Genomic DNA, 25498 nt, shown 5'->3' on the forward strand with positions numbered 1-25498 from the left:
ATGAAAAACAACAAATATGAGGCTATTTCGAAGCAATAGTGTCTCTGGTGTCCGAAAACTTGCTCAAAAGGCTGAAAATTCGCATATAACGTCAGCTGGGTCCGTAGGGTAGGCGTGTATTGGTAGAGGAATCAGTCGTGTGGGGATCTTACAAACCCTAGTTGGTTGGGTAACACTCTCGCGCATATGAAGAGGCTATGCTGCTTTCGCACCTCGGCCCATCGGACTCAGCAGACCCTATTCGCCGATTTTTCCGACATTTGGTATGCTATCGGACCGCATAGCCCCTATTGGCATGAAAAACAGCAAATATAAGACCATTTCGAAGCAATAGTGTCTCTGGTGTCCGAAAACTTGCTCAAAAGGCTGAAAATTCACAGATAACGTCAGCTGGGTCCGTAAGACTCTGGAGGACGGTCGACGGATTAGATTACGGGTGCGAACAGTGATAGATGAGGTACGGACAGCAGCAGCGGAGGTACGGACAGCGGCAGCGGAGGTACGGCCAGCGGCAGCGGAGGTACGGACAGCAGCAGCGGAGGTACGGTCAGCGGCAGTGATGTTCGGTCAGCGGCAGTGATGTTCGGTCAGCGGCAGTGCAGGTGCGGTCAGCGGCACTGCAGGTGCGGTCAGCGGCAGTGCAGGTGCGGCCAGCGGCAGTGCAGGTCCAGCCAGCCGCAGCGAAGGTGCGGTCAGCGGCAGTGCAGGTGCGGCCAGCGGCAGTGCAGGTCCAGCCAGCCGCAGCGAAGGTGCGGTCAGCGGCAGCGGAGGTTCGCCAGCGGCAGCGGAGGTTCGGCCAGCGGCAGCGGAGGTACGCCAGCGGCAGCGGAGGTACGGCCAGCGGCAGCGGAGGTATGGCCAGCGGCAGCGGAGGTTCGGCCAGCGGCAGCGGAGGTTCGGCCAGCGGCAGCGAAATCTTGGGATGAGAGCGACCGAAAAGTATAGCAAGAGGAGCAAGTCACACTAGAACATAAATACAAAGAAGCGATTCTTCCATAACGGAGGAATCGCTTCTTTGACATTCTATTGTGGCTTCTGGAATAAAGACAAATGGTCTCTTTTCGTAGAAGAATTACTTACAAAGCCATTTTATAAATCTCAACTACATCTTCACGCTCAAGCTTGCGGAAATTACCAAATGCTCCGAAACGAACAGCCTTGTCAGCCATACTGCCGATCTCGCTGTCATCAATATCATAATCTCCGAGCGTCTTCGGCGCACCGATGGAATCCCAGAAATTACGCAGAGCCTCAATACCCTCCAGCCCGATTTCTTCATCAGTCTTGCCAGCAGGATCAACTCCGAACACATTTACTGCAAGCTGACGGAAACGCGCAGGGTTTGTGCTGAGGTTATATTTCATCCATTGCGGGAACAAAATCGCCAAACCTCCACCATGTGGAATATCGTAAACAGCCGACACTGCATGCTCGATATTATGAGTCGCCCAATCTCCGGCAAAACCCATGCTGACCATTCCGTTAAGCGCCATCGTACCGCAGTACATAATGGTCTCACGCAGCTCGTAGTTGTTCAGATCTTCGATAAGCTTCGGCGCGGTTTCAATTACAGTGCGCAGCAAAGTTTCACAGAACCCGTCTTGTACCGGTGTATTGCCGTCTGTATGGAAATAGTGCTCCAGTACATGTGACATGATGTCCACCATGCCATAAACGGTCTGATCACGTGGCAGAGAAAAAGTGTTCTCTGGATCAAGAATCGAAAATGCCGGGTAGGCATGCACGCTGCCCCAGCCCATTTTTTCCTTAGTAACCTCATTTGTAATTACGGAGCCGTTATTCATTTCAGATCCCGTAGCAGCCATTGTCAGCACTGTGCCCAGTGGAAGCGCGTCTTGGGCCGCTGCTTTACGCTCTACAAAGTCCCACATATCACCATCATATTTGGCTCCAACAGCAACAGCTTTTGCGCAGTCCAATACGCTTCCGCCCCCTACTGCGAGAACAAGGTCAATATTATGCTCCCGGCACAGGTCTACGCCTTTATGTACTGTGGAAAGACGTGGATTGGGTTCTACTCCAGAGAGTTCAGTCACTGTAGCGCCTATTGAACTCAGCTCAGCAACTACTTTATCGTACAAACCGCTGCGCTTGATACTGCCGCCACCGTACATCAAAAGCACATTTTTACCGTACTTAGGCACCTCTGTCTTCAAGGCTTCAAGGGTACCTTGTCCAAAAATCAGCTTGGTAGGATTATAAAATTCAAATTTACGCATATGTGTAAACCTCCAGTAGTTAATTCATAATGTCTTACTCCTTCGTATTATAAACCTCTGGTTACCCGCATTCAAATTAGGTGGCTGGGTTTCGTCATTCCGAATAAAAAAAGATGCCCCAAGCCCATAGGCTTGAGGACATCCTTAAATCCAAACTCACTTACTACAAAGCACCGAAGCTTGTTACGAAACGGCGGAAAGCTGCTTGACCTTCTGGAGTCCGTTTGTAAACGCCAGCGTGTTCAAGAATATGCGTAAACTTGATGCCAACTTCGTTCTGCACAATCTTGAGCGCTTCCTCGTGTTGCAGTGCAGTTCCGAATCGCTCCACCAGCTCCTGAATCCAAGCCGCATGCTGCGCAAGAGAATGACTAGGGTCATTCTTCACCGCTTCTAACAGCGCTTGATCTCCTGCAAGAATACCTGCGATGGAATCGAGTTCTTCCTTCAAACGGCCCGGCAGAATCGCCAGTCCCATAACTTCGATCAAGCCGATGTTTTCTTTCTTGATATGATGCATTTCCCGGTGCGGATGAAAAATCCCTTCAGGATATTGCTCATTAGTCCGGTTATTCCGCAGCACAAGATCCATCTCGAAGCTGCCGTCCTCGGCCCGGCGTACGATAGGAGTAACGGTATTATGAGGTTGTACTTCACCGTCAACCTCACTAAAGGCTAGCACTTCCGCCTCTGGATCGCTGTAGGCTTTCCAAGCTTCATAAAGCGCATTTCCGCATTCCAATAGAACCGCAGGATCTTCTCCATTTAAGCGCAATACGGACATCGGCCATTTTACGATATTAATGCTGACACCCGGATAAGAAGCATGTGTAAATGTATCTTCCTTAGGCGCTTTTTGAATCGGGAATGTGTGGCGTCCGCCCTGAAAATGGTCATGCGTCAGAATAGAGCCGCCAACAATCGGTAAGTCTGCATTGGAGCCAATAAAATAATGCGGGAATGATTCCACGAAGCTAAGCAGCCGCTTCAAGGTATCCTTGGTAAGCTTCATTGGCACATGATCATGATGGAATACAATACAGTGCTCATTGTAGTAAACATATGGCGAGTATTGGAAGAACCATTTTTCATTATTCAGGTTAAGCGGAATGATACGCAGGTTCTGGCGTGGCGGATGATTGATCCGTCCGGCATAACCTACATTCTCACGGCACAGCAGACATTTCGGATAGACTGGCGGCGGGAGCAGCCGAGCCATTGCGATTTCCTTCGGATTTTTCTCAGGCTTGGACAAATTGATCGTCATTTCAATGTCTCCGTACGGCGAATCCTGCAGCCAGTAGACATTCTTCGAGATCCGATCCATCCGAATATAGTTCGAATCAATGCTCAATTTATAAAAACGATCTGTAGCCGCGGAGATGCCTTTTTCAGCGGTCAGACTATAGAACTCAGCATTTACATCCGAAGGACGGGCCATGAGAAGTCCCATAATCTTGGCATCCAGCAAGTCACGGTAAGTGTCACTATTCTCTGGGATCAATCCGATTTCAAAACCATAATCAATCAGTGCATCGAGTGGAGCCTGCGGCCCTTCCAATGGACTTTGATCGATGTCACCTACATGCGGCTCACTGAAACCGAACTGTTCGAGCAGCACATTACGGCTATAATCTTCATCGGATGGAGCTATAAGCTGCTGGCGCAGTGCGAACAGAACAAGCTGTTCAATCGCATGTAATGCTTTCTGACCAGCAGGTGTAATCTTATTCTCGTTGTGCATTTTAATTCTCCTTAAGTAGGGTCTCAAGTTCAAGATAAGCTAACCTAAAGTCCCTTATTCTCCGTATCCTTGCGGATTGGCAGAGTGCCAGTTCCATGCACTTTGAATGATATCTTCCAAATCTGCATGCTGCGGGTTCCATCCAAGGACGCTACGCGCTTTGTCGGAGGAAGCTACCAGCACAGCCGGATCGCCGGCACGGCGTTCTTGAATGACTACAGGAATTTCAAGTCCAGTAACCTTCTTCGCCGTTTCAATCACCTGTTTTACCGAGAATCCAAGTCCATTGCCCAGGTTGAAAATATTGCTGCTGCTTCCGCTGCGCAGGTAAGTTACCGCACGAACATGGGCGTCAGCCAGATCGCTGACATGGATGTAGTCGCGCACACAAGTACCGTCTTCTGTAGGATAGTCATCTCCGAAAACTGCGATACTGTCACGTTGCTTCAAGGCCGTTTGCAATACCAGCGGCACCAAATGACTTTCTGGACGATGGTCTTCACCGATTTTGCCACTGGCATGTGCGCCAGCTGCATTAAAGTAACGCAATGCTACGTATTTGATGCCCAGTACTTTGTCAAACCAAGCCATCATCCGTTCCATGGTCAGCTTAGTTTCTCCATACACATTGGCTGGTTCAGTGCGGTCTGTTTCTTCAATCGGCACCTTTTCCGGTTCGCCGTAGGTTGCGGCTGTGGACGAGAATACGATCTTGTTCACGCCCGCTTTTTGCATAGCTTCTAGAAGACACTGTGTACCATATACGTTGTTGTCGTAATATTTTACAGGGTCCTTCATGCTTTCTCCGACCAAAGAGCTTGCAGCAAAATGGATAACCGCTTCAATCTCATTTTCAGCGAACAGCTTACCCAGCAGTTCTTTATCACGCAGATCACCTTCGTACAGCTTGCCACCCAGCAACGCCTCACGATGCCCTGTTAGCAGATTGTCGAGGACCACCACTTCTTCGCCACGATCCAGCAGCTCCGCTACAGTATGAGACCCAATATACCCTGCTCCACCTGTTACTAAAATCGCCATCTGATTACACTCCCTTCAATTCTTGGACACCATTACCGATGCCGCAAACGTAGAACTCGCCAACCAAACCAGATCTTGTGGTATAGGCTTCACCAACTTCACGAATAAAACGTTCTATATCATCTTCATGTACCAAAGATACTGTACAGCCTCCGAAACCCGCGCCAGTCATACGGGAACCGAGTGTACCTGGGATGCGCCCAGCTTCTTCAACCATAATATCAAGCTCTGCACAGCTAACTTCATACAAATCGCGCAAGGATGCATGCGAATCATTCATGAACTGTCCAAACTGCTTCAGATCATTGTTTTTTAATACCTCAACGGAATCTAGCACGCGTTGGTTCTCTTCCACAACATGGCGAGCGCGGCGTCTTACAATTTCGTCTGTGATTTTATCTTGATGTGCTTCGAACTGTTCACGATTAAGCTGTGCCAGATAAGCTAGTGAAGGCACTTCTTTTTGCAAAATAGCCAATGCCTCATCACACTGCTGACGGCGTTCATTGTACTTGGAATCTACAAGCCCTCTGCGTTTGTTCGTGTTGCCGATAACCAATTTGTATGAACCTGTGATGAACGGTACCAAATTGTACTCAAGTGTGTCGCACATCAGCAGGATCGCATGATCGCGTTTGCCGTTAGCAACTGCGAACTGATCCATAATTCCGGAGTTTACACCTACGTACTGGTTCTCAGCACGCTGGGACAAAAGTGCAATCTCAACAGTGTCTGTATCGCCACCTTCGAGAGTCAGGAACGCATAAGCAGTAACGACTTCAAGAGAGGCCGAGGAGGACAAGCCTGCTCCATTCGGAATATCGCCATGGAACAGCAGATCGTACCCTTTGGATACTGGTGTGCTTTTCTTATCCAGCTCAACCATTACCCCAATCGGATAGTCAATCCATTCACCCGTTTTGGCCTTGCCAATTTCGCTATAATCAATAGAAGCTTCGTAAGGAAAATTAGTTGATGCAAAATTCACTTTGCTGTCACTACGTGGACGCACAATCAGCGTTGTACCGAATTCCAAAGCTGCGGGAAGTACATACCCGCCGTTATAATCCAAGTGCTCTCCGATGAGATTGACACGACCTGGTGCATAAAACACCTTAGCCTCTTCCCCGCTCACCCCATATTTTTCAATAAATTTGTTATTAAGTTCCTGTATGCTCATTAATGCCACTCCATCCTTTCGCTGCTTCAGCCAGTGGGAATTAGTAAAGCGTTCTTTATGTACTCATTATAATAGATTCATTCATCCTCTGATAATGCAATCATGTGTGTAATGTATGGATAAATGTGACTTCCCATAATATAATAATTACATATATTACTGTTACTCTCTAAACTATAAGCCATTAAATGACATTAACACAAGAAAGGCTGTCCCAAATGGAGCATACTTATTCCGTAGGATCCAATCCAGTGTATTACGATAAACAGAACCTTCATGTACTGTTTGCCGGCCAGAGTCAGACCCTGCCCATGCATCAAGCTGGACCCAAGATCTATGATTATTATTTGCTGCATTTCATAGAATCTGGCTCGGGCGTTTTCCGTACAGAACATCATAAATATGAGTTGGGTAAAGGGGACTGCTTCTTGATCCATCCGGGACAATTAGTCAGTTACGTCTCGGATAAAGACCAGCCCTGGTGCTATCGCTGGGCAGCTTTTACTGGCAGTGAAGCTGACGATCTGGTGCTGCAGACAGGGTTCACACCACAACAGCCTGTGGTGACTACAACAGGTGAAAGCCTCATTCCAGGTGCCCTGTCCAGCATCATGCAAGCCTTCAACGCCAACAAAGAGAGTGCCCATCTGACTTCGCTTGGCTATCTCTATCTCATTGTCGGCGAAGCAGCTGATTTGCTCTCTTCCTTCTCCCGTCTGCCCGGCGCAGAATCACAGGTTAAGCGTACTGTGAAGCAAATGATCCACTACATGGCTTCTCAATATGCGCACCCGGTCTCTATTGAACAAATGTGTGATACGTTGGGTTATAATCGAGCCTACCTGTCCCGTGTATTTAAGCAAGAGACCGGATTATCTCCGGTGACCTACTTGCTGAAGCTGCGGATTGAAAAGTCCAGACAACTGCTGCGTGAACGACCGGAGCTGTCCGTGGAACAGGTAGCAGCATCTGTGGGGCTCACCGATGCTTTATACTTCTCTCGCCAATTCAAACGGTTTTGTGCCCAGTCACCGACGGCTTACCGGATGACTACAACGAGACAAGCAGAGAAACCTGAACGTTAGTTTGCCCTTTAATCCATAAATCCATAAATCCACTATACAACAACAGCCCGCCTTCCTTAACGTAAGGAACCGGGCTGTTACTGTGTTTAATATGCTATAGTTCTGTCTTTAGAATCGTTTCAATCCGCTCTAACTCCTCCGGACGGAAATCAGGATTAGCTAAAGCAGCTATATTCTCTTCAATCTGGTCCACTCTGCTTGCTCCAATCAGGGCAGAAGTAACCTTGCCACCCCGGAGTGTCCAAGCCAGTGCAAACTGAGCCAGACTCTGTCCTCGCGAAACCGCAAGCTGATTAAGTGCGCGAATCCTCCGCTGCACCTCCGGTGTAATCCGGCTCTCATTCAAGGCGGCAGACGGCTTGGCAGCTCTTGACCCTTCTGGAATACCATTCAAATATTTGTTGGTTAACAAGCCTTCAGCCAGGGGTGTAAAAGCGATGCTTCCTACACCACTATGTTCCAGTACATCCTGTAAGCCACCCTCAATCCAGCGATCGAGCATAGAATAACTAGGCTGATGGATTAAGAGCGGTGTGCCCAGGCTTTTTAGAATACTAAGGGCTTCAGCCGTCTGCTCCGCATTATAGTTGGATAGTCCTATATATAAAGCTTTGCCAGAACGTACCGCATAATCCAGCGCCTGCATGGTTTCTTCAAGCGGTGTTTCCGGGTCTGGACGATGAGAGTAATAAATATCAACATAATCTAGGCCTAGCCGCTTCAGGCTCTGATCCAGACTAGCCAGCATATATTTACGTGAACCCCATTCCCCATAAGGGCCGGGCCACATGTTATACCCTGCTTTTGTAGAGATCACTATTTCATCACGATAAGGATACATATCATTGGCAAGAACTTTACCGAACAGCTCTTCTGCTGAACCAGCTGGTGGACCATAGTTGTTGGCCAGATCAAAATGGGTAATTCCAAGATCAAAAGCACGAGTGATCATTTCTCTGCCGTTCTCGTAATTATCGATCCCACCAAAATTCTGCCATAATCCTAATGAGATTGCTGGGAGCTTGAGACCTGAGTTCCCGCAACGATTATAACGCATGTTGTCATACCGTTTATCGTCTGCTACATATACCATTGCTTATCCCTGCCTCTCATTACACGCTGTTGTGAGCCTACCTTATCTTTAAACTTCTGAGCGTAATAATAATCTGGCAAGAGAAACCAAAGGACAGCTTTTTTCTTCTAGCTTAATAGATCCTTGACACTGCCCATTACTTTTCCAATTCGATCTGTAATCAGCAGATCCGCCTGATCATCATAAGGTGTGGGATCTCCGTTCAGCAGCACCGTACGTTTGCCCCGGAAATAAGTCACCAGACTGGCCGCAGGCTGAACCGTTAGCGAGGTTCCACCAATAATAAGCATATCTGCAGAGGCAATCGCTGCGACAGAGCCCATAAGCACGGAGTGATCCAATTCTTCTTCATATAAAACCACATCCGGCTTGATAATTCCGCCACATTCCGGGCAGCGAGGAACGACCTCAGTCATTTCCAGCAGTTGATCCAGCCCGTAATACCGTGAGCAGTCCATACAATAGTTGCGATGGATCGAACCATGCAGCTCAAGGACACTACGGCTGCCCGCCTGCTGGTGCAGGCCGTCAATATTTTGCGTAATCACCGCTTTCAGCTTCCCCTGCTGTTCCAACTCCGCTAGTAGCTGATGCGCACCATTCGGACGGGCCTCTGGATGAATCATTTTACTGCGGTAAAAATCAAAAAAAATGTCCGGTGAGGACATAAAAAAAGTGCGGCTCAGCATCACTTCAGGTGGATAAGGTGAATTGTGCTGAGTTTGATATAATCCAGCTGCGGAGCGGAAATCAGGAATTCCACTCTCTGTAGACGTACCCGCCCCTCCGAAAAAAACGATATTGTCACTTTCTTTGATCCAAGAAGCAAGTGTCTGCAATTGATCCATGCTAAGTAGCACATCCTTTCCTTTTATTAGCTGATCAGTAAGTGATCCGAAGCTCATTGAAACCGGAAATGATTACATCTGCATCTATAAGGTGCTCCCCATCACCACTGGCGGAAATCCCAATTGCGAGGCGAAGTCCTGCACCTTTACCTAATTGCATATCGGCATTACTGTCCCCAATAATAATCGTCTCTTCAGGCGAAAGCCCTAACTCCCGGCAGGCCAATTCAGCCATTTCAGGAGCTGGTTTTCCGTTTTTTACTCTGTCCCTAGTAACTACCGAATCAAAATAGCCTGCCACATTAAGCCATTCCAAATGCTCTCCGGTGGTCTTTGCCCCGTCGGAGGTAACCACGCCAAGCTTAAGCGATGCCGCAGAGCATTGCTCCAAAAAAGAATGAAGTCCCGCTAAAGGCTGTGCCATACGGCGTCGGCGTAATTCATACATCGCGTTTTTAGTTATGCTTTTCACACGGGTCAGCGCTTCATTCCAAGGAACTCCTGCTGCATATAGCTGCCATGCGAGTACACCGTAACTTTCTTCTTCTGTAGCCATGGTAAGCGGCCCCGCCGGGTCGTACCCTATTAACTTCCCTTGCGGATCATGTTGCGTACCCAGCACCTTGCTGCGCTCTACAATAAATCCCGCTCCCATGATCGCGAGTTGATCTTCCAGTCCACGCAGCACAAGCTCCGCCCAATTCCCCCAGGTGGCTAATAGATCGAGTAACGTCCCGTCTTTATCAAACAATATTCCGGAGCAGGGAACGCATTCATCGTTAATGTGTAATATGGGCATGAATTGTTTCCTCCCTCTGTTGAATGACCCGTAACTACCTCAGATTTCCCAGCCAATCCAACAGGGCACTTACTGTGCGACTCTGCTGCTCTTCCTCGGATATTGTGGCTTCGCCGTCCCCCTTCTGAGGCCCGTAGCTGCCAAATTGCGCATGATTCCCACCTATAATTGAACTATAAACTGTATTATCTGGCAGATAGGAGCGCCCTTTGTTGTAGCTATCTCTGTCAATCACTTGATCCTCAGTACCCACAACCGACAACACTGACAAAGTAGTCTCTCGTAGACTGCCCTTTTCATCTGGATAAGAGGCTAAGAAAAATACACCTTCCAGTTGGTCCGTATGCTCAATTGCGTAACGTGAGGCCATGACACCCCCAAGTGAATGTCCACCCAGCACAAAAGATTGCTTCGGATGCACACGAATAATCTCTTCTGCAGCATCCCCCTTCGTTACGGCTAAATTAAACGGCATTTTGGCGATGTAGAAGGGATGCCCTGCAGCAGCGACGCTCTTCGCAAGAGGGGAGTAAGCTTCCGGTTTAACCAAAGCCCCGGGATAAAAAATAATCGAGGCGCCTTTAGTAATGGAAGGTTCGAACGAGATCCAATTATCATTCTGTTCGACGGTAACTCCGCCACTTGAAATCAGTGCAGTTTCGGCTTCTTGAGCCGGTGCATATGGCGTTAAATACTTCCATATCAGCAACCCGGCTACCACTAAAATAATCAATACAAAAATAGCGACGCGACGCTTAGTTATTCTTCTCTTCAACATGTTCCACTCCCAGATGTTAATGCATATAAAAATTATAGTGGAATCCCTCTATTCTAACAACCTTCAACACATCGCCACATTTCGCACACATGATAACGCTTTCTATTGTGACTTAATTCACAATTAAATCAAAGAAAATCTAGTATTTTAAAATTAAATTAATTTGCATACAGCATAATTTGGAGGCTAAATCATGGTAGGGGAAAACTCGCTGGAAACGCGCGGAGAAACCTTTTTTCTCAACCTGCGTTTTATGCTTATTATCACTGTTTTTGCCGGTAATGCAATTGAACCTCTGATTAACAAAATGAGCGGAATACACGGATTATATATGTGGATTTTCAGCTTTCACATGCCGCTGTTCGTACTGGTGACCGGCTATTTCGCCAGAAAAAGCCTTGCCGGAACTACCGGCCGCAAAATGCTGCTGCAAATTGGATTGCAATACCTCATTTTTCAAAGCTTATATTCCGCACTCGACGTTTCCCTCTTTCATGTAAGCAACATCCAGCATTCCATTTTCGCACCCTATCTGCTCCTATGGTTTCTGGCCAGTCATGCCTGCTGGCGCCTCCTGATGCTCGGTATGAGCAGATGGTCCATAACCGCTAAGCTCCTCTTCGCTGTAACAGCGGGGGTGGCTGTCGGATATCTCCAGCTGGACGGTGTATGGTTTAGCATCAGCCGTACCTTTGTATATTTGCCTTTTTTCATTATCGGCTATCATTTCTCCTTCGAAACCTTCGTCAAGCTCTATCAGAAATATATCAAAATCTTTGCAGCAGCCGCCTCCATTCTACTCCTTGCCATCATGGCCGCATGGGGGGCAGGATTTCCCTTTGGCTGGTTATATGGCAGCATGACCTATATGCAGCTTGATGCCAATGTATGGTATGCAGGCGTATACCGTCTGGGACTGTACGGACTACAAATTGTCGCTTCACTCGCTTTCCTCGGCCTCGTACCTTACGGAGCGAGCCGCATGACCGACTGGGGGCGCCGCACGTTGTATGTTTTCCTGCTTCATGGTTTTATCGTTCGTCTGGCTGCCGTTTCCGGGATTTACACCTATATTGGCAATGCTGCTGGGGCAGTAGTCCTGCTGCTCACCGCCGTATTATTCACCGTATTGCTGGCTCAGCCGTCCGTTAAACGGCTCTTTCACCCGCTGGTTGAGCCGTCCGTTGACTGGATGATCACCCTTCAGCGTGCCGCCCTACGGCGCACACTCTAGCTTTACATCCAGAACAAACAAAGCAAGGCGGTTCCTTGGATACGAAGATTCGTTTCCGAGGAACCGCCTTGCTTTGTTCATCTCCTAAGCTAAAGTTCTACTTCATCCTGATCCATGGTATATTTTACCTTCATCATAATATGTTGTTCATAATCGCCAAACTGGCGCCCGAACAGGTTAAGTCCGCCTTGATGAACTGCATCAGGGTTGATTCCAATGCGCAGCCGCAATTTAGGGCTCCGGTTAATCAGTAGATCATTTAAGGAAACATTCGACACTTTCTCCATATCAAGTGTCGTCTTTTCATGGTCAACACGCCAGGTCTTGAGAAACCCGTATTGTGTAGATCCATCCCACCACCAGTTCGGATTCAGCTTGCCCCGCCGGTCACCGAAATCACCGGGACTGGTCCACATGCCGATCTCCGATCCATTCACCCATACAGAGATGTTCGAAGGCCAGTTCTGGTCATAATTCGGAGCTTCCGAACAGATCTCCATGGATAATTCCAGCGATTCAATTTGTGCTCCGGAGGGGATATCCATAGGCAGCAAATATTCCAGAAATCCTTTGCGGAGCCAGATCAGCTGAGCGTTGACATGTTTAGGGTGATAAAAGCTCGACGGTTCATCTTCTTTGATAATAAGACCCTCGCTATTAGCCATTCCGCAAGTAGGAGATACCTCACAGTCGCTATAATGGCCGATCGGCATCTCTACTTCATAGACATGAGTTAATCCCTTTGACATCGGTTCTTTCAAATTCAAGGCAATATGAAGATCATCATAATTCCGGCTGCAAACTTTCATTGCCCCGCGTGAAGCCGGAAGCAATTCTGTATGAATTAACTCTGCTGCTTCTAATACTTTAATATTGCTTGCTACCGTCGACACTGGAAGCTTCAGCCTCTCAGCGATTTCAATAATATTTAAGTTTTTGGAGTTTAAGAGCCGAAGAATATCAACCCTAGAACGAGTTGATAAAGCATGCGTTACTGTGACTAATTTTTCCGGGTCGTTTAAGCTAAGTTCCAGCACAAATCAGCTCTCCTTGTATCCTAATAATTATCCTAATCTTACTTCTTAATGAGATGAAAAACAATTACACCTACAAGCCCTTTCACCTAGAAATGACCTCCGGAAAACCGGAAGCCATTTCATATGTCTCTTAGGTTTGTTCGATTCACAATGGCTTAATATCAATGAAATCAATTTCTCCGTAACCTTCGCCTTTGGTAAAACGAAGCTTGTTCATGCCTGCCTTCAGTTGAACCCGGGCTGTGGACAGCCCCCAATTCTCCCACCCTTTATTGGTGATATAGAATGGGCTGGCAGGTCCTGCATTGACACTAAGCTGAAAATTCGACCAATTCCCGCCAGACGTTCCATTCGCCGTTCGAGCCAAAAGAATATACTCGCCTGCGGCTGCCGCATCAACCGAAAATTCCACGTAACTGTCCGGCGTATCAATATGACCCGCCTTAAGTCCAGCCGAGCCCTTGGGACTCGAAGAGGCATAGGCATCGCCGTCAAATGTCCCTTTTTCCGCTTCGTAGCGGGTATGCATGGTTTCACCTGAAGGCAAAGTTATCGGAAGATTAGGGTCAACGGGAATACCCAGATTAGGTGTATGATCAGCATTCCAGCTGAATTTCTGCATCCGCACCTCGCGGTTCCAGCCAGCGTTATTGTATTTGGCGACATGGTACATGATCCAATCCTCTTGGCCGTCAGGAGACTTTGTAAACGAATGGTGTCCAGGTCCATAAAGTCCATTGCCTGAGGAAAAGATAGGCTGATTGCGTTTATTCCATGATGCCGGATTCAACAGATCACTGGAGATGTCTGCGGTGATCAGTCCCAGACAATAATCATTAGTCCAGCTTCCGCTTGCCGAGTAGACCAAACTAATGACTTCTCCATTTATAATCACCTGTGGTCCTTCATTCACATTTGGGGAATGATTCGTTTCCCAGCTATACGCTGGTCTTGAAATCTCTACGCGTTCGGAATCAATGGTCCAGGGATTACTCATATGCGCGATATAGAGATTCTGCCGCACATTAACATTCCCCTCCCAGCCGGACCAGATAAAATACAGCTCGCCGTTCACTTGCAGCACAGTACCGTCTATAGCCCACTTATTGCTTGAATCTGTGATCTGGCCTTTGTACTGCCAAGTTCCCTGCATCGGGTCTGCTGCTGTGTTCTCCATTACATGCATTCGGTGGTTTACGTTATCTCCGTCGTCCATCACATAGTAGATATACCAAGCTCCGTTTATATAATGTAGTTCAGGCGCCCAGATGCCGCTACCGCCCGTGTTGACAACTTTAGTAGGCGCTGCATCAATAGTGGTCAACTGGGCTGACTTCCAGAGGGTAACATTGCCACCTGTTGTTTTGGTGAAATAATAGAAGCCATCTGTATGTTTATACACCCATGGGTCCGCCCCGTCCTGCATAACCACGTTGTAAAAGTCATTATGATCAGAGACTGCAAGGGTCACCTTCCCCATTGGAAGAATAAGAAGAACACTTAAGGCGACCAGACATTTTTGCCGGAAATTCACTTTCATAATCTATCACATTCCTTTCGAATGAATAGTTACGTAGCGCCTCTAATCTTCAATTGCAGCCTTACGCGCATTGATGCCGCGGATTCGCTCGGGGTCGAACTTCGGCTGTCTGTCATAAGTGTACAGTCCATTGACTTCCTGCTCCACATCGTACAGCTGGGTATAGCAGAATCCAAACATCAGCGGATGATCCAATAGAACATTCGTCAACCCCTCGTAGCGTTCGATAAACATTTGCTCTGAGGTCGGTCTGTCCCCATACCCCCATGATTTTTCATCTTTCTGCTGCGGGTTCCACCAAATTCCGCCATACTCGCTGATGAAGTAAGGTTGACCTTCATATGTTTGGCGATCCGGGAAGGTATTGAATACTTCTCCGCCACTTTTCATCGGTTCATATCTGTCCCGGAACGTCTGCGGATTCTGGTCATAGTCATGAAGATCGAAGATATCTGTAGCCACATGGAAGTTGCCGCTTGTATCAATTACTGAACGTGTTGGATCCATACGTTTTGTTACGTCGTAAACAATCTGGAGCACGGGGTTATGCTGTTTCGCACCGTCCCGGTCCCAGGTCTCATTAAAAGGGCACCAGCCGATCAGCGCGGGATGATTGAAATCACGCTGCATACCTTCGAGCCATTCCGGCAGGAAGTGAGTCAGGCTATCCGCTCCAGTAATATTCAGCCCCCAATTGGCATGCTCTCCCCAGACAAGATAACCTAATTGGTCAGCCCAATAAAGATAACGCGGTTCAAAGATCTTCTCGTGAAGCCTCGCGCCATTGAAGCCAAGCCCTATTGAGATTTCGATGTCTCTGCGCAGATCTTCATCAGTAGGAGCGGTATAGATTCCCTCCGGATAAAAACCTTGATCCAGAACTAACCGCTGAAATACGGATTTCCCATTGATCCGGAATGCCATCCCATCCAGTCGTACCGTGCGGAGTCCAAAATAAGAATGGACCACGTCACTCTCCCGTCCCTGACTATGCAAGGACAACTTCAGGTCATACAATCTGGCGTTTCCAACTTCCCACAAGTGAATCTCTGATAGTGGAATCGTAAGTTTTATAGAGGGTCCGGAAACGATCACACTGCTGTCCCCAACGGGTTTGCCGCCATAAAGAGCAGTGGCCCTAAGCGTGTCCCCCGCTGCGTTCCCTTGTACCTTCATTTCGAGGTGCACACAGCCATTGTCGGGATCAGCGACAACTTTCAGATTAGACAGATAGGTTTCAGGGACTTGCTCAAGCCATACCGTCTGCCAGATTCCTGTAGTGCGTGTATAATCACAGCCGTGCGAATGGAACTGTTCACTCTGCTTGCCCCGTGGCTGTCGTCCCGATCGAACGTCGTCTTCAGCATAGACAGTAATCACATTACTGCCCGCTAAAAGATTAGAAGTAATATCAAAGCTAAACGGAGTATATCCTCCGCGGTGCGTACCTACGGATACGCTGTTCACCCAGACCTCCGCCATATAATCAACGGCGCCAAAATGAAGGATAACTCTGCCATTTGTCCAGCTCTCCGGCACGGTAAACTCCCTTTTATACCATACAGCAGCCATAAAATCTTTATATTCTACACCGGACAGCTTGCTTTCCGGACAGAAGGGCACAGTAATTGTCCCTGAGAGATTATGTTCGTTAACAGGGTATCCGCGTTCCTTCCCACTTTTGCCATGATCAATTTCGAATTGCCACTGGCCGTTCAGATTGATCCACTCTGGTCGAATAAAGTCAGGGCGGGGATATTCAGGACGCGGAAGCGTTGCTTGTTGTGTCATGGTGTAACTCCTTTTAGTAAATGTTATTTATTGGATATGCATCATAATGTTGCGGATCGCTTCAAGCGGAGCTTTGGGCTGTCTATCATAGGTGAGCAGTCCGTTGATTTCCTGCTCGACATCCGTCAGCTGGGTATAGCAATACCCTTGGATCACCGGGGAAGTGAACATCGGGTCAACCACAGCCTTGAGCTTCATCAGGAAATCCTCTTCATTCTCTGCCCCAGAATAACCCCAGCCCTCCCACTCACTTTTCTTGAAGGCAATTCCACCAAACTCGGATACGAGAATCGGCTGGCCTTGATACGAAGCTCCACCGACAAATATTTTGCGGTTGGCCGGCATCGCATTTACAGAAGATTCTACCGTGGCATATCTCTCCTCCAGCACTGCCTGATGGCTCTCATAGTCATGAATAGTCACCAAATCTGTAGTCATATGCTCCCACCCATCGTTATACACAACAGGTCTCATCTCATCCAAGGATTTCGTTAAATGATACATAGCCAATCCGTGCTGCTGCTGGCGTGTATCAATCTGGACATTGGGAACACCCCAGCTCTCATTAAGCGGAACCCAGGTCACGATACAAGGATGGTTATAGTCGCGCTCGATGATCTCCTGCCATTCCTTCGTGAAACGGCGGACATACTCCTCGGAATATTCGTAAGCATTGGCTGCCTCACTCCATACCAGCAGGCCGAGCTTATCACACCAATACAGGAACCGGGGATCTTCTGTCTTCTGATGTTTTCTCACCCCGTTAAAGCCCATTTCTTTCGTCAGCTGGGCATCACGTTTCAGCTCTTCGTCTGTAGGTGCGGTTAGTATCCCGTCAGGGAAGTATCCCTGATCCAGCACCAGTCTCTGGAAATATGGGCGGTTATTCAAGCATAGCTTGCCATTTTCAATCGACACCTTGCGCATGCCGAAATAACTCGCCACTTCGTCAATTACTTCCTCATTCCGAAGCAATTGAAATTGAATATCATACAAATTCGGATGCTCAGGGCTCCATAAACGTCCAAGACCATGATCCGCAAAATCACCCAAGCCGATAGTGCGCAGCTGCTCACCATTCATGACCATATATTGATCTTCCGCAATTACTTCACTGTCATACGATACCGTTATGCGCAGCTTGAGCGGATCAGCAGACTTAAATCCTTGCAGAAAGGTCCGAAGCCGGATTTCATTGCGGTCAATATCTGGTGTCATCATGGTTTTACTCAGATGCACTGCAGACAGCGGTTCAAGCCAGACACTCTGCCAGATTCCGGTTGTGCGGGTATAAAAGATGGCAGCAGACTGCTCCAGCCAATATTGCTTGCCACGCGGCAAGGTGACATCACGGCTGAAATCCTCTGCGCGCAGTATGATGGTATTCCTTCCTTTGAGCAGCGAAGGAGTGATATCGACCTGAAATGGTGTATGTCCGCCTTCATGCACGGCCACCAGCTGACCATTCACCCAGACTTTTGCCAAATAATCAACGGCGCCGAAATGGAGGACAATCCGCTTCCCATTCCAACCCTCAGGAACTTCAAAAGTTCTTCTATACCACACAACATCATGAAATGAAGGATCTTCAATCCCGCTCAGCTTGCTCTGAAACGCAAAGGGCACTTGAATAACCCGTGAAAATAAACCCTTTGTGTCCGTCCGATACCATTGTTCTTCCTCACCGACATCTTCATCATCAAACGTAAAATCCCATTCTCCATTTAGGCTAAGCCAATCCTTACGGGCAAATTGGGGTCTTGGATATTCTGGACGTGGAACGGATGTGCTGCTTGCTTCTGTCAACATGGTGTACTTCACTCCTATTAAATAATTTCTATATAAGATGAACTTGTTTTTTTGCCCGCTATCCTTTAATCGAACCTACGTAAACACCTTTAACAAAATATTTTTGCAAGAAAGGATATACCATTAATATAGGAAGCGTAGAAACGACGATCGCACAATACTTAACCAGCTCGCGGAAAGCCGTCTGGCTCTGGGCACTATCGATGACTACCCCGCCTGCACTGCCGATCGAGGTTGCGGTTGCATCATTAGCTACTAATATTTCCTTCATTAATAGCTGCAGTGGGAACAGCTGTCTGTCCTTCAACAACACCATCGCATTAAACCATGAGTTCCAGTTCCCCACTAAATAGTATAAAAAGATTACGGCCAGCGTAGCTTTGGACAGCGGAAGAATCACATTCGTTAAAATATGGGCCTGACTTGCCCCGTCTATGGTAGCCGCTTCTTCCAATTCCTGCGGAATGGCTTGAAAGCTAGTTCGTAGGATAATAATGTTCCATGTGCTTAAAGCACTTGGCAAAATCATGGCCCACAAATTATTGTACAGACCAATATCCTTCATTAATAAGAACCAAGGAATCAACCCGCCGCCAAAAAACATGGTGATTGTAATCAGGATCATGATGAAGTTTTTGAAATACAATCCTCGTCTGGATAATACATAAGCTCCCAGAATGGTCATGATCATGTTGACTAATGTGCCTAATCCTACATATATAATCGTGTTTTTATAGCCGTTGATCAGACTGTTATCTTTAAATACCAGCTTATAGCCATCCAAAGTGAATCCCAGCGGTTTCAGCAAAATGCCTTTATGAGCAATCAACATGCCGGGGTCGCTGACGGAGGCAAACAGGATGTGCAGGATCGGATAAAAACACACCAAGGTTAATGCGGTCAGCAGAGTATAAAGTGTGCCGTCAAATACTCTGTCACCGATGGATTTATGTTTTCGTCTTTTTTTCGCTTTACGCTGCAAATTATCTTTCATAGCTGTCCCTCTTTCTTACCATAAGCTGACCTCGGACCTGCGTTTGGCTATTGTATTGGTCATCCAGAGCAGCCCAAAGTTAACGATTGAGCTGACCAAGCCCACAGCCGTGGAATAACTAAGACTGGCTTCTCTTAAACCGCGACGATACACGTAAGAGGCAATAACATCCGCCGTATCATAAATCAGAGGATTGTACAGCAGGATAATCTTCTCGTACCCGGACGACATCAACCCGCCGATGGCAAAAATAAACAGAATGATGATAACTGGGCTAATCTGCGGCAGCGTAATATGCCACATTTTTTTAATCCGTCCCACTCCGTCAATTTCAGCAGCTTCATATAATGAAGTATCGATGGAACTCATCGCCGCAAGGTAGATGATGCTATCCCAGCCGATGCTCTGCCAAATGCCGGAGAAGGTATAAATCGGCCGGAAGAACGAAGAGTAGCCGAGCAGTGAAGAGTACTCTTTTCCGGTGATAAATTGCAGGATTTGCGTGATAATCCCTTCATCTGCGGCAAAGATATGAATGATCCCGCATACCACCACCAGGGAAATAAAGTGCGGCATATAGGTGATCGTTTGGACCACTTTTTTAAACTTAACCCCACGGATTTCATTCAGCATCAAGGACAGAATAATCGGGGCTGTAAATCCAAAGGCAATCCCCCAAACATTGAGGAGAAGGGTGTTTTTAACGACCCGCCAGAAATAAGGCCCTTGGAAAAAATCAATAAAGTGCTTAAACCCTACCCACTCGCTCTGGCCAAACCCCAGCAGGGGTTTAAAATCCTTGAAGGCGATCATAACCCCCCACATCGGCCCGTAGCAGAAAATCAGGAACCACGCTACAACAGGGACAGCCAACAGATAGACAAACCAGTTCTTTTTCAAATCCTTCTTAATCACTAACTTGGTATTTTTAGGTTTGGCGTCCTGAGGAATGGGCTTTATCGCTCTGTTTTTTCGTAATATTTCCATAAAACAACCACCTATCGTTTGTTATATCGATCTAAGGCTGCCTGATGGATACTCAAAAACTCTTCCAGTCCCATACTCTGAGCTTCTTTCAAAAATTTATCATAGGCATCTACCGGCAGGTCTCCCATTATGATTTTTGCAAAATACTCTCCGCGCAGTGTCGACAGCTGGTTTCCAAGCTCGGCTTCCCGCGAAGCTTCATCTTTGGTAAAGGAAATAGGTGGCATAGCCATACTGGTGTCCATATTTTCTGTCCAATTCTTGCGAATGTCTCCCGAGTAACTTCCTTTGGCAGCGATCAGCGGGTTGGAATGATGCTCATCCCGGATATCCGGCCAGTTGTGCATCCGGTATTTCCATAAGGTTGTCGATACGGGCTGACCTTCAGGGTCTTTAAAGATATAACTGTTCTCTGGATAATAAGGCATTCCCGTCTCATCAATCAGGTGGACCGTGCCGTATTCACCAAAGTTAATCAATTCCCAGCCCTTTTTACTGTAATTAAAATCAAGCCAAGCCATTGCCGCTTCTACATTTTTGCTTTGCGTGGTGATTGCAGCTTCGATCCCCGCTCTTTTGAAATTTTTGTACGTGGTTGCGGACTTATCTCCTTTGTTCAGAACCGGGTTCAGTGCGCCCACAAAGTCGATACCGCTCTGCTCTTTCCAATAACTCCACATCGTATCCGGAGAGTCCATCATCATCGCGGTATCTCCCGAAATGGCGCTCGCCATTCTCTGGTTAAAGTCTGCCGTTGCCCAGTCCGGGTTCAGTAATCCTTCTTTGTTCCATTGCTGCATGGTGGTCAAATATTCCTTAGCTTTCGGCTGTGCTGGCCCCCAGGCCACGTTGCCATTCTCATCAAGGAACGTCCAATCCCATACTCCATATGCGCCATTTATGATGCCGGTAAAAATCTGGCCGTAAGTAGAGCCGTAATTAAGCGGTGCTTTGTATCCGACTTCCTTTGCTTTAGTCAGGAAGGTATGCCATTCATCAATCGTATTTGGAACTTCAAGCCCTGTTTTGTCCAGCGCTTCCTGCTTAATCAATGTTCCAAACCAAGTCCACTCTGAATATGGGGCGATGCCATAGAAGCCGAGCAGCTTGCCGTCATCCGTGACCGTGGTTTTTCTTCTTGATTCATCCGAATTGCGCCACTTCGTATAGTTCGGAGCATTTTTCTCCATCAGATCTGTCAGATCGATATAAGCACCGTCATTTACGCCCGCTTCAAAACCTCCCGGATAACGTCCCGGCTCAATGATAATGTCAGGCAGTTCACCGGAGGAGATCATCAACGTGAAGGCATCCGCTTCCTGGCCGATTGGCGGCGTGATGAAGTTTACTTTGATTCCCGTTAATTGCTCCACCTGCTTCTGGACAGCATGATTGTTCATATCCGGAATATTGGAATTCGCAGGCATCCATACATCCAGAACCACATCACCTTTAACAGGATAAGCTGAGTAATCATTTGGAATGACTTCATCGAAGACGTCGCCGAGGTATGTATCATTCAAGGAATGATTAACTTCGTCGATTTGCTCTTGCGTTGGGGCTGTATTGCCGCGTATGTCTGCGCTGATATCTGTAAACTCAACCGGGTCTTTGGCTGTGCTCTCGTTCTCTTTGTTGTTGGAGACACCCTTATCAGCCCCATTGTTTGCACTGTTGCCACTACATGCTGTTACAGTCGAAATGATCAGTATTAACACAAATAAAAGACTAAAATAACGCTTTGCATTGTTCTTCATACTTAACCTCCCACTATAAAATATTTGCCACAACGCCTTAAGCAAATCCAAAGCTTGGAACCACGCTCCTTTTTGACCTGTAGATAACTCCCCTTGATTAATACAGTTTTTCTGTATCTCAGATCGAATTATAAGCATCCAAAATTCATATGTCAACGCTTTCATACAATAATTTTGTAATCTTATGAACTTTTCTCAAACAAATATATGGCTATGCCAACTACAAACCTATTAAAAAAGCGTACTAACCATCCTGTATTTTGGCGAAAAACCCCTTATAAAACAGGCGTTTTTCGTCAATTATTATCGACAGCGAATAAAAATATCTGCATTACATGAAAAGGCCATTCATTACAGTTTTTCTGTAATGAATGGCCTTTTCAGTCTTGATTTCCTGTTTTATTCTTATTCTCCCGACGGTACGTTCTGAGCAAGCGTATCCCTACAAGGAACCCCAAAATCTGGTGTCCCATCCACCTTCCACCCAAATTTCTGGATACGGGTCGCGCGCAAAGACACATCCGCTCCAGCGGAAGGAAGCGCATGATAGACTATCCAATCTTCCTTGCCATCAGGAGAATGTGTGAAGCTATTGTGCCCCGTGGCAAAAATCCCGTTCTCTGCACTTTTGCAAAATACAGGCGACATTGATTTTTCCCATGACAGCGGTTGCAAAGGATCTGCCGCTTCGCTCATGGTGAGCATCCCTAGTGCATAATCCTCAGACCAAGTCGTACTTGCCGAATAAACCATGAAAATACGATTGTTGCGCTGCAAAATTACCGGACCTTCGTTAATCGCCATGCCACCTTGCTTCTCCCATGACTGAGTTGGAGCGGTAAGCAGGTGATGCTCCCCTTCCAAGGTCCAAGGATTACTCATTCGCATAATGTAAATAGCCGACCCATAATCAGGAAAATGACCATATCCCGCATACAGAAAATACAGCTGATCCCGCAAAGACATTACTGTTCCATCCAACCCTGGGACAGGTGTCTGCAAAGCCCCTCTCCATACCCACTGTCCTTCCAGCGGGTTCGCTGCTTCATTCTCCAGCACACAAATCCGCCGTGAATCGTCGCCTCCTCCGTCATTCGCAGTGTAGTAAATGTACCATCTGTTGTCCAAATGATGAATTTCCGGCGCCCACAGATTGTAACTGTAGCTGCCCCCCGGTTCGGGAGACCAGATCACTTTCTTGTCGCCCTCCGCAAGGCCGGTCAAGGTTCTAGATCTCGTCAGCTCCAGACATTTAGCTTTTGTGGCCATAAAGTAATAATAGCCATCGGTATGTTTGAATACCCATGGGTCTCCTGAGCTTGCTACAATTGGATTTAAAAAAGTTGTACGCTGTGACATTCCCTTTCCCTCCTTAGCTTTTCATCCCCGTAAAACGATCCACCGCGGCGATAATAATAGACAAATCCCGATTTTCCAGCACCTCCCATAAAATAATAACTCCCATCATACTCAGCTCTCCTAAAGTTGTCTAGAGTGGTAAATAGATACATCCGAACCCTGTTCCATTTTCCAAATAAAGCACTTTCCTTTCGAAAATGAGCTTTTCCTCCACTTCCCACGCTTTGCGTCAATCGACAAACTTCACATTGTCCGGTAGAAAAAACGTGCTCTTTGTGATAGACTCACTAATAACAATGACTTCTCCGTTCATTTTAGGCGGTAACTGTTTATACCAAAACAGCGGCTTTTTTTATAGAAACGGCATCGCTTTTCTTATTGAGGAAGCAGGTCCCCGTTCTTTCTATAAACCGTATATACGCAGGTCTTTGGAGTTCATTGCGTTAATGCGACACTATATTTGATTGAAATTCATTTAGGGGGGAATGTCATTATGGCAGCCAAGAAAATGCGTTCAGACATGATTAAAAAAGGCTTTGACCGTGCTCCACACCGTAGTCTCCTGAGAGCAGCCGGAGTAAAAGAAGAAGATTTCGGAAAGCCGTTTATTGCGGTCTGCAATTCCTATATTGATATTGTTCCAGGGCATGTGCATTTGCAAGAGTTCGGTAAAATCGTTAAGGAAGCGATTCGCGAAGCTGGTGGCGTTCCTTTTGAATTCAATACGATCGGCGTAGATGACGGAATTGCTATGGGACATATCGGCATGCGTTATTCACTGCCAAGCCGCGAGATCATCGCTGACGCCTTGGAAACTGTAGTTTCCGCGCATTGGTTCGATGGCATGGTCTGCATCCCTAACTGTGATAAAATTACACCGGGCATGATGATGGGCGCACTGCGTGTTAACATCCCAACCATGTTCGTAAGCGGCGGCCCAATGAAAGCCGGCGTAGATAGTAAAGGTAAAAAGCTCTCTCTGACCTCGGTATTTGAAGGCGTTGGTGCTCACCAAGTCGGCAAAATCAACGATGCAGAGCTGCTTGAATTAGAACAATTTGGTTGTCCTACCTGTGGATCTTGTTCCGGAATGTTCACTGCCAACTCCATGAACTGCCTTGCAGAAGCACTTGGACTGGCATTGCCAGGTAACGGTACGATTCTGGCTGTTGCTGATGAGCGTAGAGAATTTGTTCGCAAATCCGCAACACAACTGATGGAATTGATTAAGCTGGATCTTAAACCAAGAGATATCGTAACTAAAGAATCCCTTGATAACGCATTTGCACTGGATATGGCAATGGGTGGTTCTACTAACACAGTGCTGCACACCCTTGCATTAGCTCAAGAAGCAGGTATCGATTATCCGCTTGAACGCATTAACGAAGTTGCAAACCGTGTTCCCTATCTGGCTAAGCTGGCTCCAGCTTCTGATATCTTTATTGAAGATGTGGACCGTGCGGGCGGCGTTAGTGCTGTATTGAATGAACTGCTGAAGAAACCAGGTGCTCTGTTCGGGGAATGTATGACCGTTACCGGCAAAACATTAGCTGAGAACGTAATCGGACACGAGATCCAAGATACTTCCGTAATTCATACTATCGACAACCCTTACTCCGAAAGAGGCGGTCTTGCCGTACTTTACGGAAACTTGGCTCCAGAGGGTTCTATCATCAAGGTTGGTGCAGTTGATGCTTCAGTAGGTGGATATCATAAAGGTCCTGCGATCTGCTTTGATTCCCAAGAAGCTGCACTGGAAGGTATCGCGAACGGTAAAGTTAAAGAAGGCCATGTAGTCGTTATCCGCTATGAAGGTCCTAAGGGCGGACCAGGAATGCCGGAAATGCTGGCGCCTACTTCACAAATCGTGGGTATGGGGCTAGGTGCTAAGGTCGGTCTGATTACAGACGGTCGTTTCTCGGGGGCCTCCCGCGGAATCAGTATCGGTCATATCTCTCCAGAAGCAGCTGAAGGCGGTCCGATCGCTTTTGTTGAGGATGGAGACATCATTGAGCTGGATCTCAACAACCGGAAGATTGAATTGCTGGTTGAAGAAGAAGTATTAGCAGTTCGTCGTACGGGTTGGAAAGAATTCGAACCTAAAGTTAAAACTGGTTACCTGGCTCGTTACTCCAAGATGGTAACCAATGCAAGTAACGGCGCAGTGCTGAAGATCTAATCC

The 25498-nt window shown here is 47.2% G+C and carries 21 protein-coding genes; 5 read left to right on the plus strand and 16 right to left on the minus strand.

Annotated elements, in window-relative coordinates; translation table 11 throughout:
* The first annotated feature begins 436 nt into the window (after positions 1-436).
* Both MHI15_RS14815 and MHI15_RS14820 read left to right on the plus strand, forming a co-directional pair.
* Positions 437-580, plus strand: coding sequence for a hypothetical protein (locus MHI15_RS14815; protein WP_179088755.1), 144 nt, complete (start codon positions 437-439; stop codon positions 578-580).
* A gap of 106 nt (positions 581-686) precedes the next feature.
* Positions 687-926 carry a hypothetical protein gene (locus tag MHI15_RS14820; RefSeq protein WP_341164548.1) on the plus strand — a complete coding sequence of 80 codons (240 nt, stop codon included), beginning with the start codon at positions 687-689 and terminating at the stop codon, positions 924-926.
* Between the two features lie 150 nt (positions 927-1076).
* Here the strand turns inward: MHI15_RS14820 and MHI15_RS14825 are convergent, their stop codons facing one another.
* The 4 genes from MHI15_RS14825 to MHI15_RS14840 form a co-directional block, all read right to left on the minus strand.
* Positions 1077-2240, minus strand: coding sequence for an iron-containing alcohol dehydrogenase (locus tag MHI15_RS14825; RefSeq protein ID WP_076310207.1), 1164 nt, complete (start codon positions 2238-2240; stop codon positions 1077-1079).
* Between the two features lie 163 nt (positions 2241-2403).
* Positions 2404-3984, minus strand: a complete 1581-nt coding sequence (locus tag MHI15_RS14830; protein WP_076192848.1) for a UDP-glucose--hexose-1-phosphate uridylyltransferase — start codon at positions 3982-3984, stop codon at positions 2404-2406.
* A gap of 54 nt (positions 3985-4038) precedes the next feature.
* The gene (gene galE / locus MHI15_RS14835; protein WP_076126362.1) at positions 4039-5025 is read right to left on the minus strand and encodes a UDP-glucose 4-epimerase GalE; all 987 of its coding nucleotides are present in this window, start codon (positions 5023-5025) and stop codon (positions 4039-4041) included.
* A gap of 4 nt (positions 5026-5029) precedes the next feature.
* Complete coding sequence (locus MHI15_RS14840; RefSeq protein WP_076126360.1) at positions 5030-6205, minus strand: galactokinase; 1176 nt, start codon at positions 6203-6205, stop codon at positions 5030-5032.
* Between the two features lie 218 nt (positions 6206-6423).
* Between MHI15_RS14840 and MHI15_RS14845 the strand changes: the two genes are divergently transcribed.
* On the plus strand, positions 6424-7290 hold the full coding sequence (locus MHI15_RS14845) for an AraC family transcriptional regulator (RefSeq protein ID WP_076126358.1): 867 nt from the start codon (positions 6424-6426) through the stop codon (positions 7288-7290).
* A gap of 94 nt (positions 7291-7384) precedes the next feature.
* On the opposite strand, the gene mgrA is transcribed toward MHI15_RS14845, so the two are convergent.
* From mgrA to MHI15_RS14865, 4 genes are all read right to left on the minus strand, one after another.
* Positions 7385-8383, minus strand: a complete 999-nt coding sequence (mgrA, locus tag MHI15_RS14850; RefSeq protein WP_341164549.1) for an L-glyceraldehyde 3-phosphate reductase — start codon at positions 8381-8383, stop codon at positions 7385-7387.
* Positions 8384-8490: 107 nt separating this feature from the next.
* Positions 8491-9231, minus strand: a complete 741-nt coding sequence (locus tag MHI15_RS14855) for an NAD-dependent protein deacylase (RefSeq protein ID WP_076126354.1) — start codon at positions 9229-9231, stop codon at positions 8491-8493.
* 34 nt (positions 9232-9265) lie between these two features.
* The gene (locus tag MHI15_RS14860; protein ID WP_076126352.1) at positions 9266-10030 is read right to left on the minus strand and encodes an HAD family hydrolase; all 765 of its coding nucleotides are present in this window, start codon (positions 10028-10030) and stop codon (positions 9266-9268) included.
* 34 nt (positions 10031-10064) lie between these two features.
* Positions 10065-10808, minus strand: coding sequence for an alpha/beta hydrolase (locus MHI15_RS14865; RefSeq protein WP_076126350.1), 744 nt, complete (start codon positions 10806-10808; stop codon positions 10065-10067).
* A gap of 193 nt (positions 10809-11001) precedes the next feature.
* On the opposite strand from MHI15_RS14865, the gene MHI15_RS14870 reads away from it, so the two are divergent.
* Entirely contained in the window at positions 11002-12042 is a 1041-nt protein-coding gene (locus tag MHI15_RS14870; RefSeq protein WP_076126348.1) for an acyltransferase family protein, read from the plus strand.
* Between the two features lie 89 nt (positions 12043-12131).
* On the opposite strand, the gene MHI15_RS14875 is transcribed toward MHI15_RS14870, so the two are convergent.
* The 8 genes from MHI15_RS14875 to MHI15_RS14910 all read right to left on the minus strand — a co-directional run bounded on the left by MHI15_RS14875 (position 12132) and on the right by MHI15_RS14910 (position 23316).
* Positions 12132-13079, minus strand: a complete 948-nt coding sequence (locus MHI15_RS14875; RefSeq protein ID WP_076126345.1) for an ArsR/SmtB family transcription factor — start codon at positions 13077-13079, stop codon at positions 12132-12134.
* A 145-nt stretch (positions 13080-13224) separates the two neighbouring features.
* Positions 13225-14619, minus strand: a complete 1395-nt coding sequence (locus tag MHI15_RS14880; protein WP_341164550.1) for a family 43 glycosylhydrolase — start codon at positions 14617-14619, stop codon at positions 13225-13227.
* Between the two features lie 42 nt (positions 14620-14661).
* Positions 14662-16410, minus strand: coding sequence for a glycoside hydrolase family 2 protein (locus tag MHI15_RS14885; protein ID WP_341164551.1), 1749 nt, complete (start codon positions 16408-16410; stop codon positions 14662-14664).
* A 27-nt stretch (positions 16411-16437) separates the two neighbouring features.
* A complete protein-coding gene (locus MHI15_RS14890) occupies positions 16438-18219 on the minus strand; it encodes a glycoside hydrolase family 2 protein (RefSeq protein ID WP_341164552.1) in 1782 nt (593 codons plus the stop codon).
* A 58-nt stretch (positions 18220-18277) separates the two neighbouring features.
* Positions 18278-19213 carry a carbohydrate ABC transporter permease gene (locus tag MHI15_RS14895; RefSeq protein ID WP_076126337.1) on the minus strand — a complete coding sequence of 312 codons (936 nt, stop codon included), beginning with the start codon at positions 19211-19213 and terminating at the stop codon, positions 18278-18280.
* A 15-nt stretch (positions 19214-19228) separates the two neighbouring features.
* Entirely contained in the window at positions 19229-20200 is a 972-nt protein-coding gene (locus MHI15_RS14900) for an ABC transporter permease (protein ID WP_036680973.1), read from the minus strand.
* Positions 20201-20211: 11 nt separating this feature from the next.
* Positions 20212-21957 (minus strand): extracellular solute-binding protein, encoded by a 1746-nt coding sequence (locus MHI15_RS14905; protein WP_341164553.1) that lies wholly within the window; start codon positions 21955-21957, stop codon positions 20212-20214.
* Positions 21958-22362: 405 nt separating this feature from the next.
* Positions 22363-23316 carry a glycoside hydrolase family 43 protein gene (locus tag MHI15_RS14910; RefSeq protein WP_341164554.1) on the minus strand — a complete coding sequence of 318 codons (954 nt, stop codon included), beginning with the start codon at positions 23314-23316 and terminating at the stop codon, positions 22363-22365.
* 493 nt (positions 23317-23809) lie between these two features.
* On the opposite strand from MHI15_RS14910, the gene ilvD reads away from it, so the two are divergent.
* Positions 23810-25495: a dihydroxy-acid dehydratase gene (ilvD, locus tag MHI15_RS14915; RefSeq protein ID WP_076134060.1), complete on the plus strand. Its 1686-nt coding sequence runs from the start codon at positions 23810-23812 to the stop codon at positions 25493-25495.
* The last annotated feature ends 3 nt before the right edge of the window (positions 25496-25498 follow it).

The sequence above is a fragment of the Paenibacillus sp. FSL H7-0918 genome, assembly GCF_038007025.1.
GTDB lineage: Bacteria > Bacillota > Bacilli > Paenibacillales > Paenibacillaceae > Paenibacillus_AQ > Paenibacillus_AQ odorifer.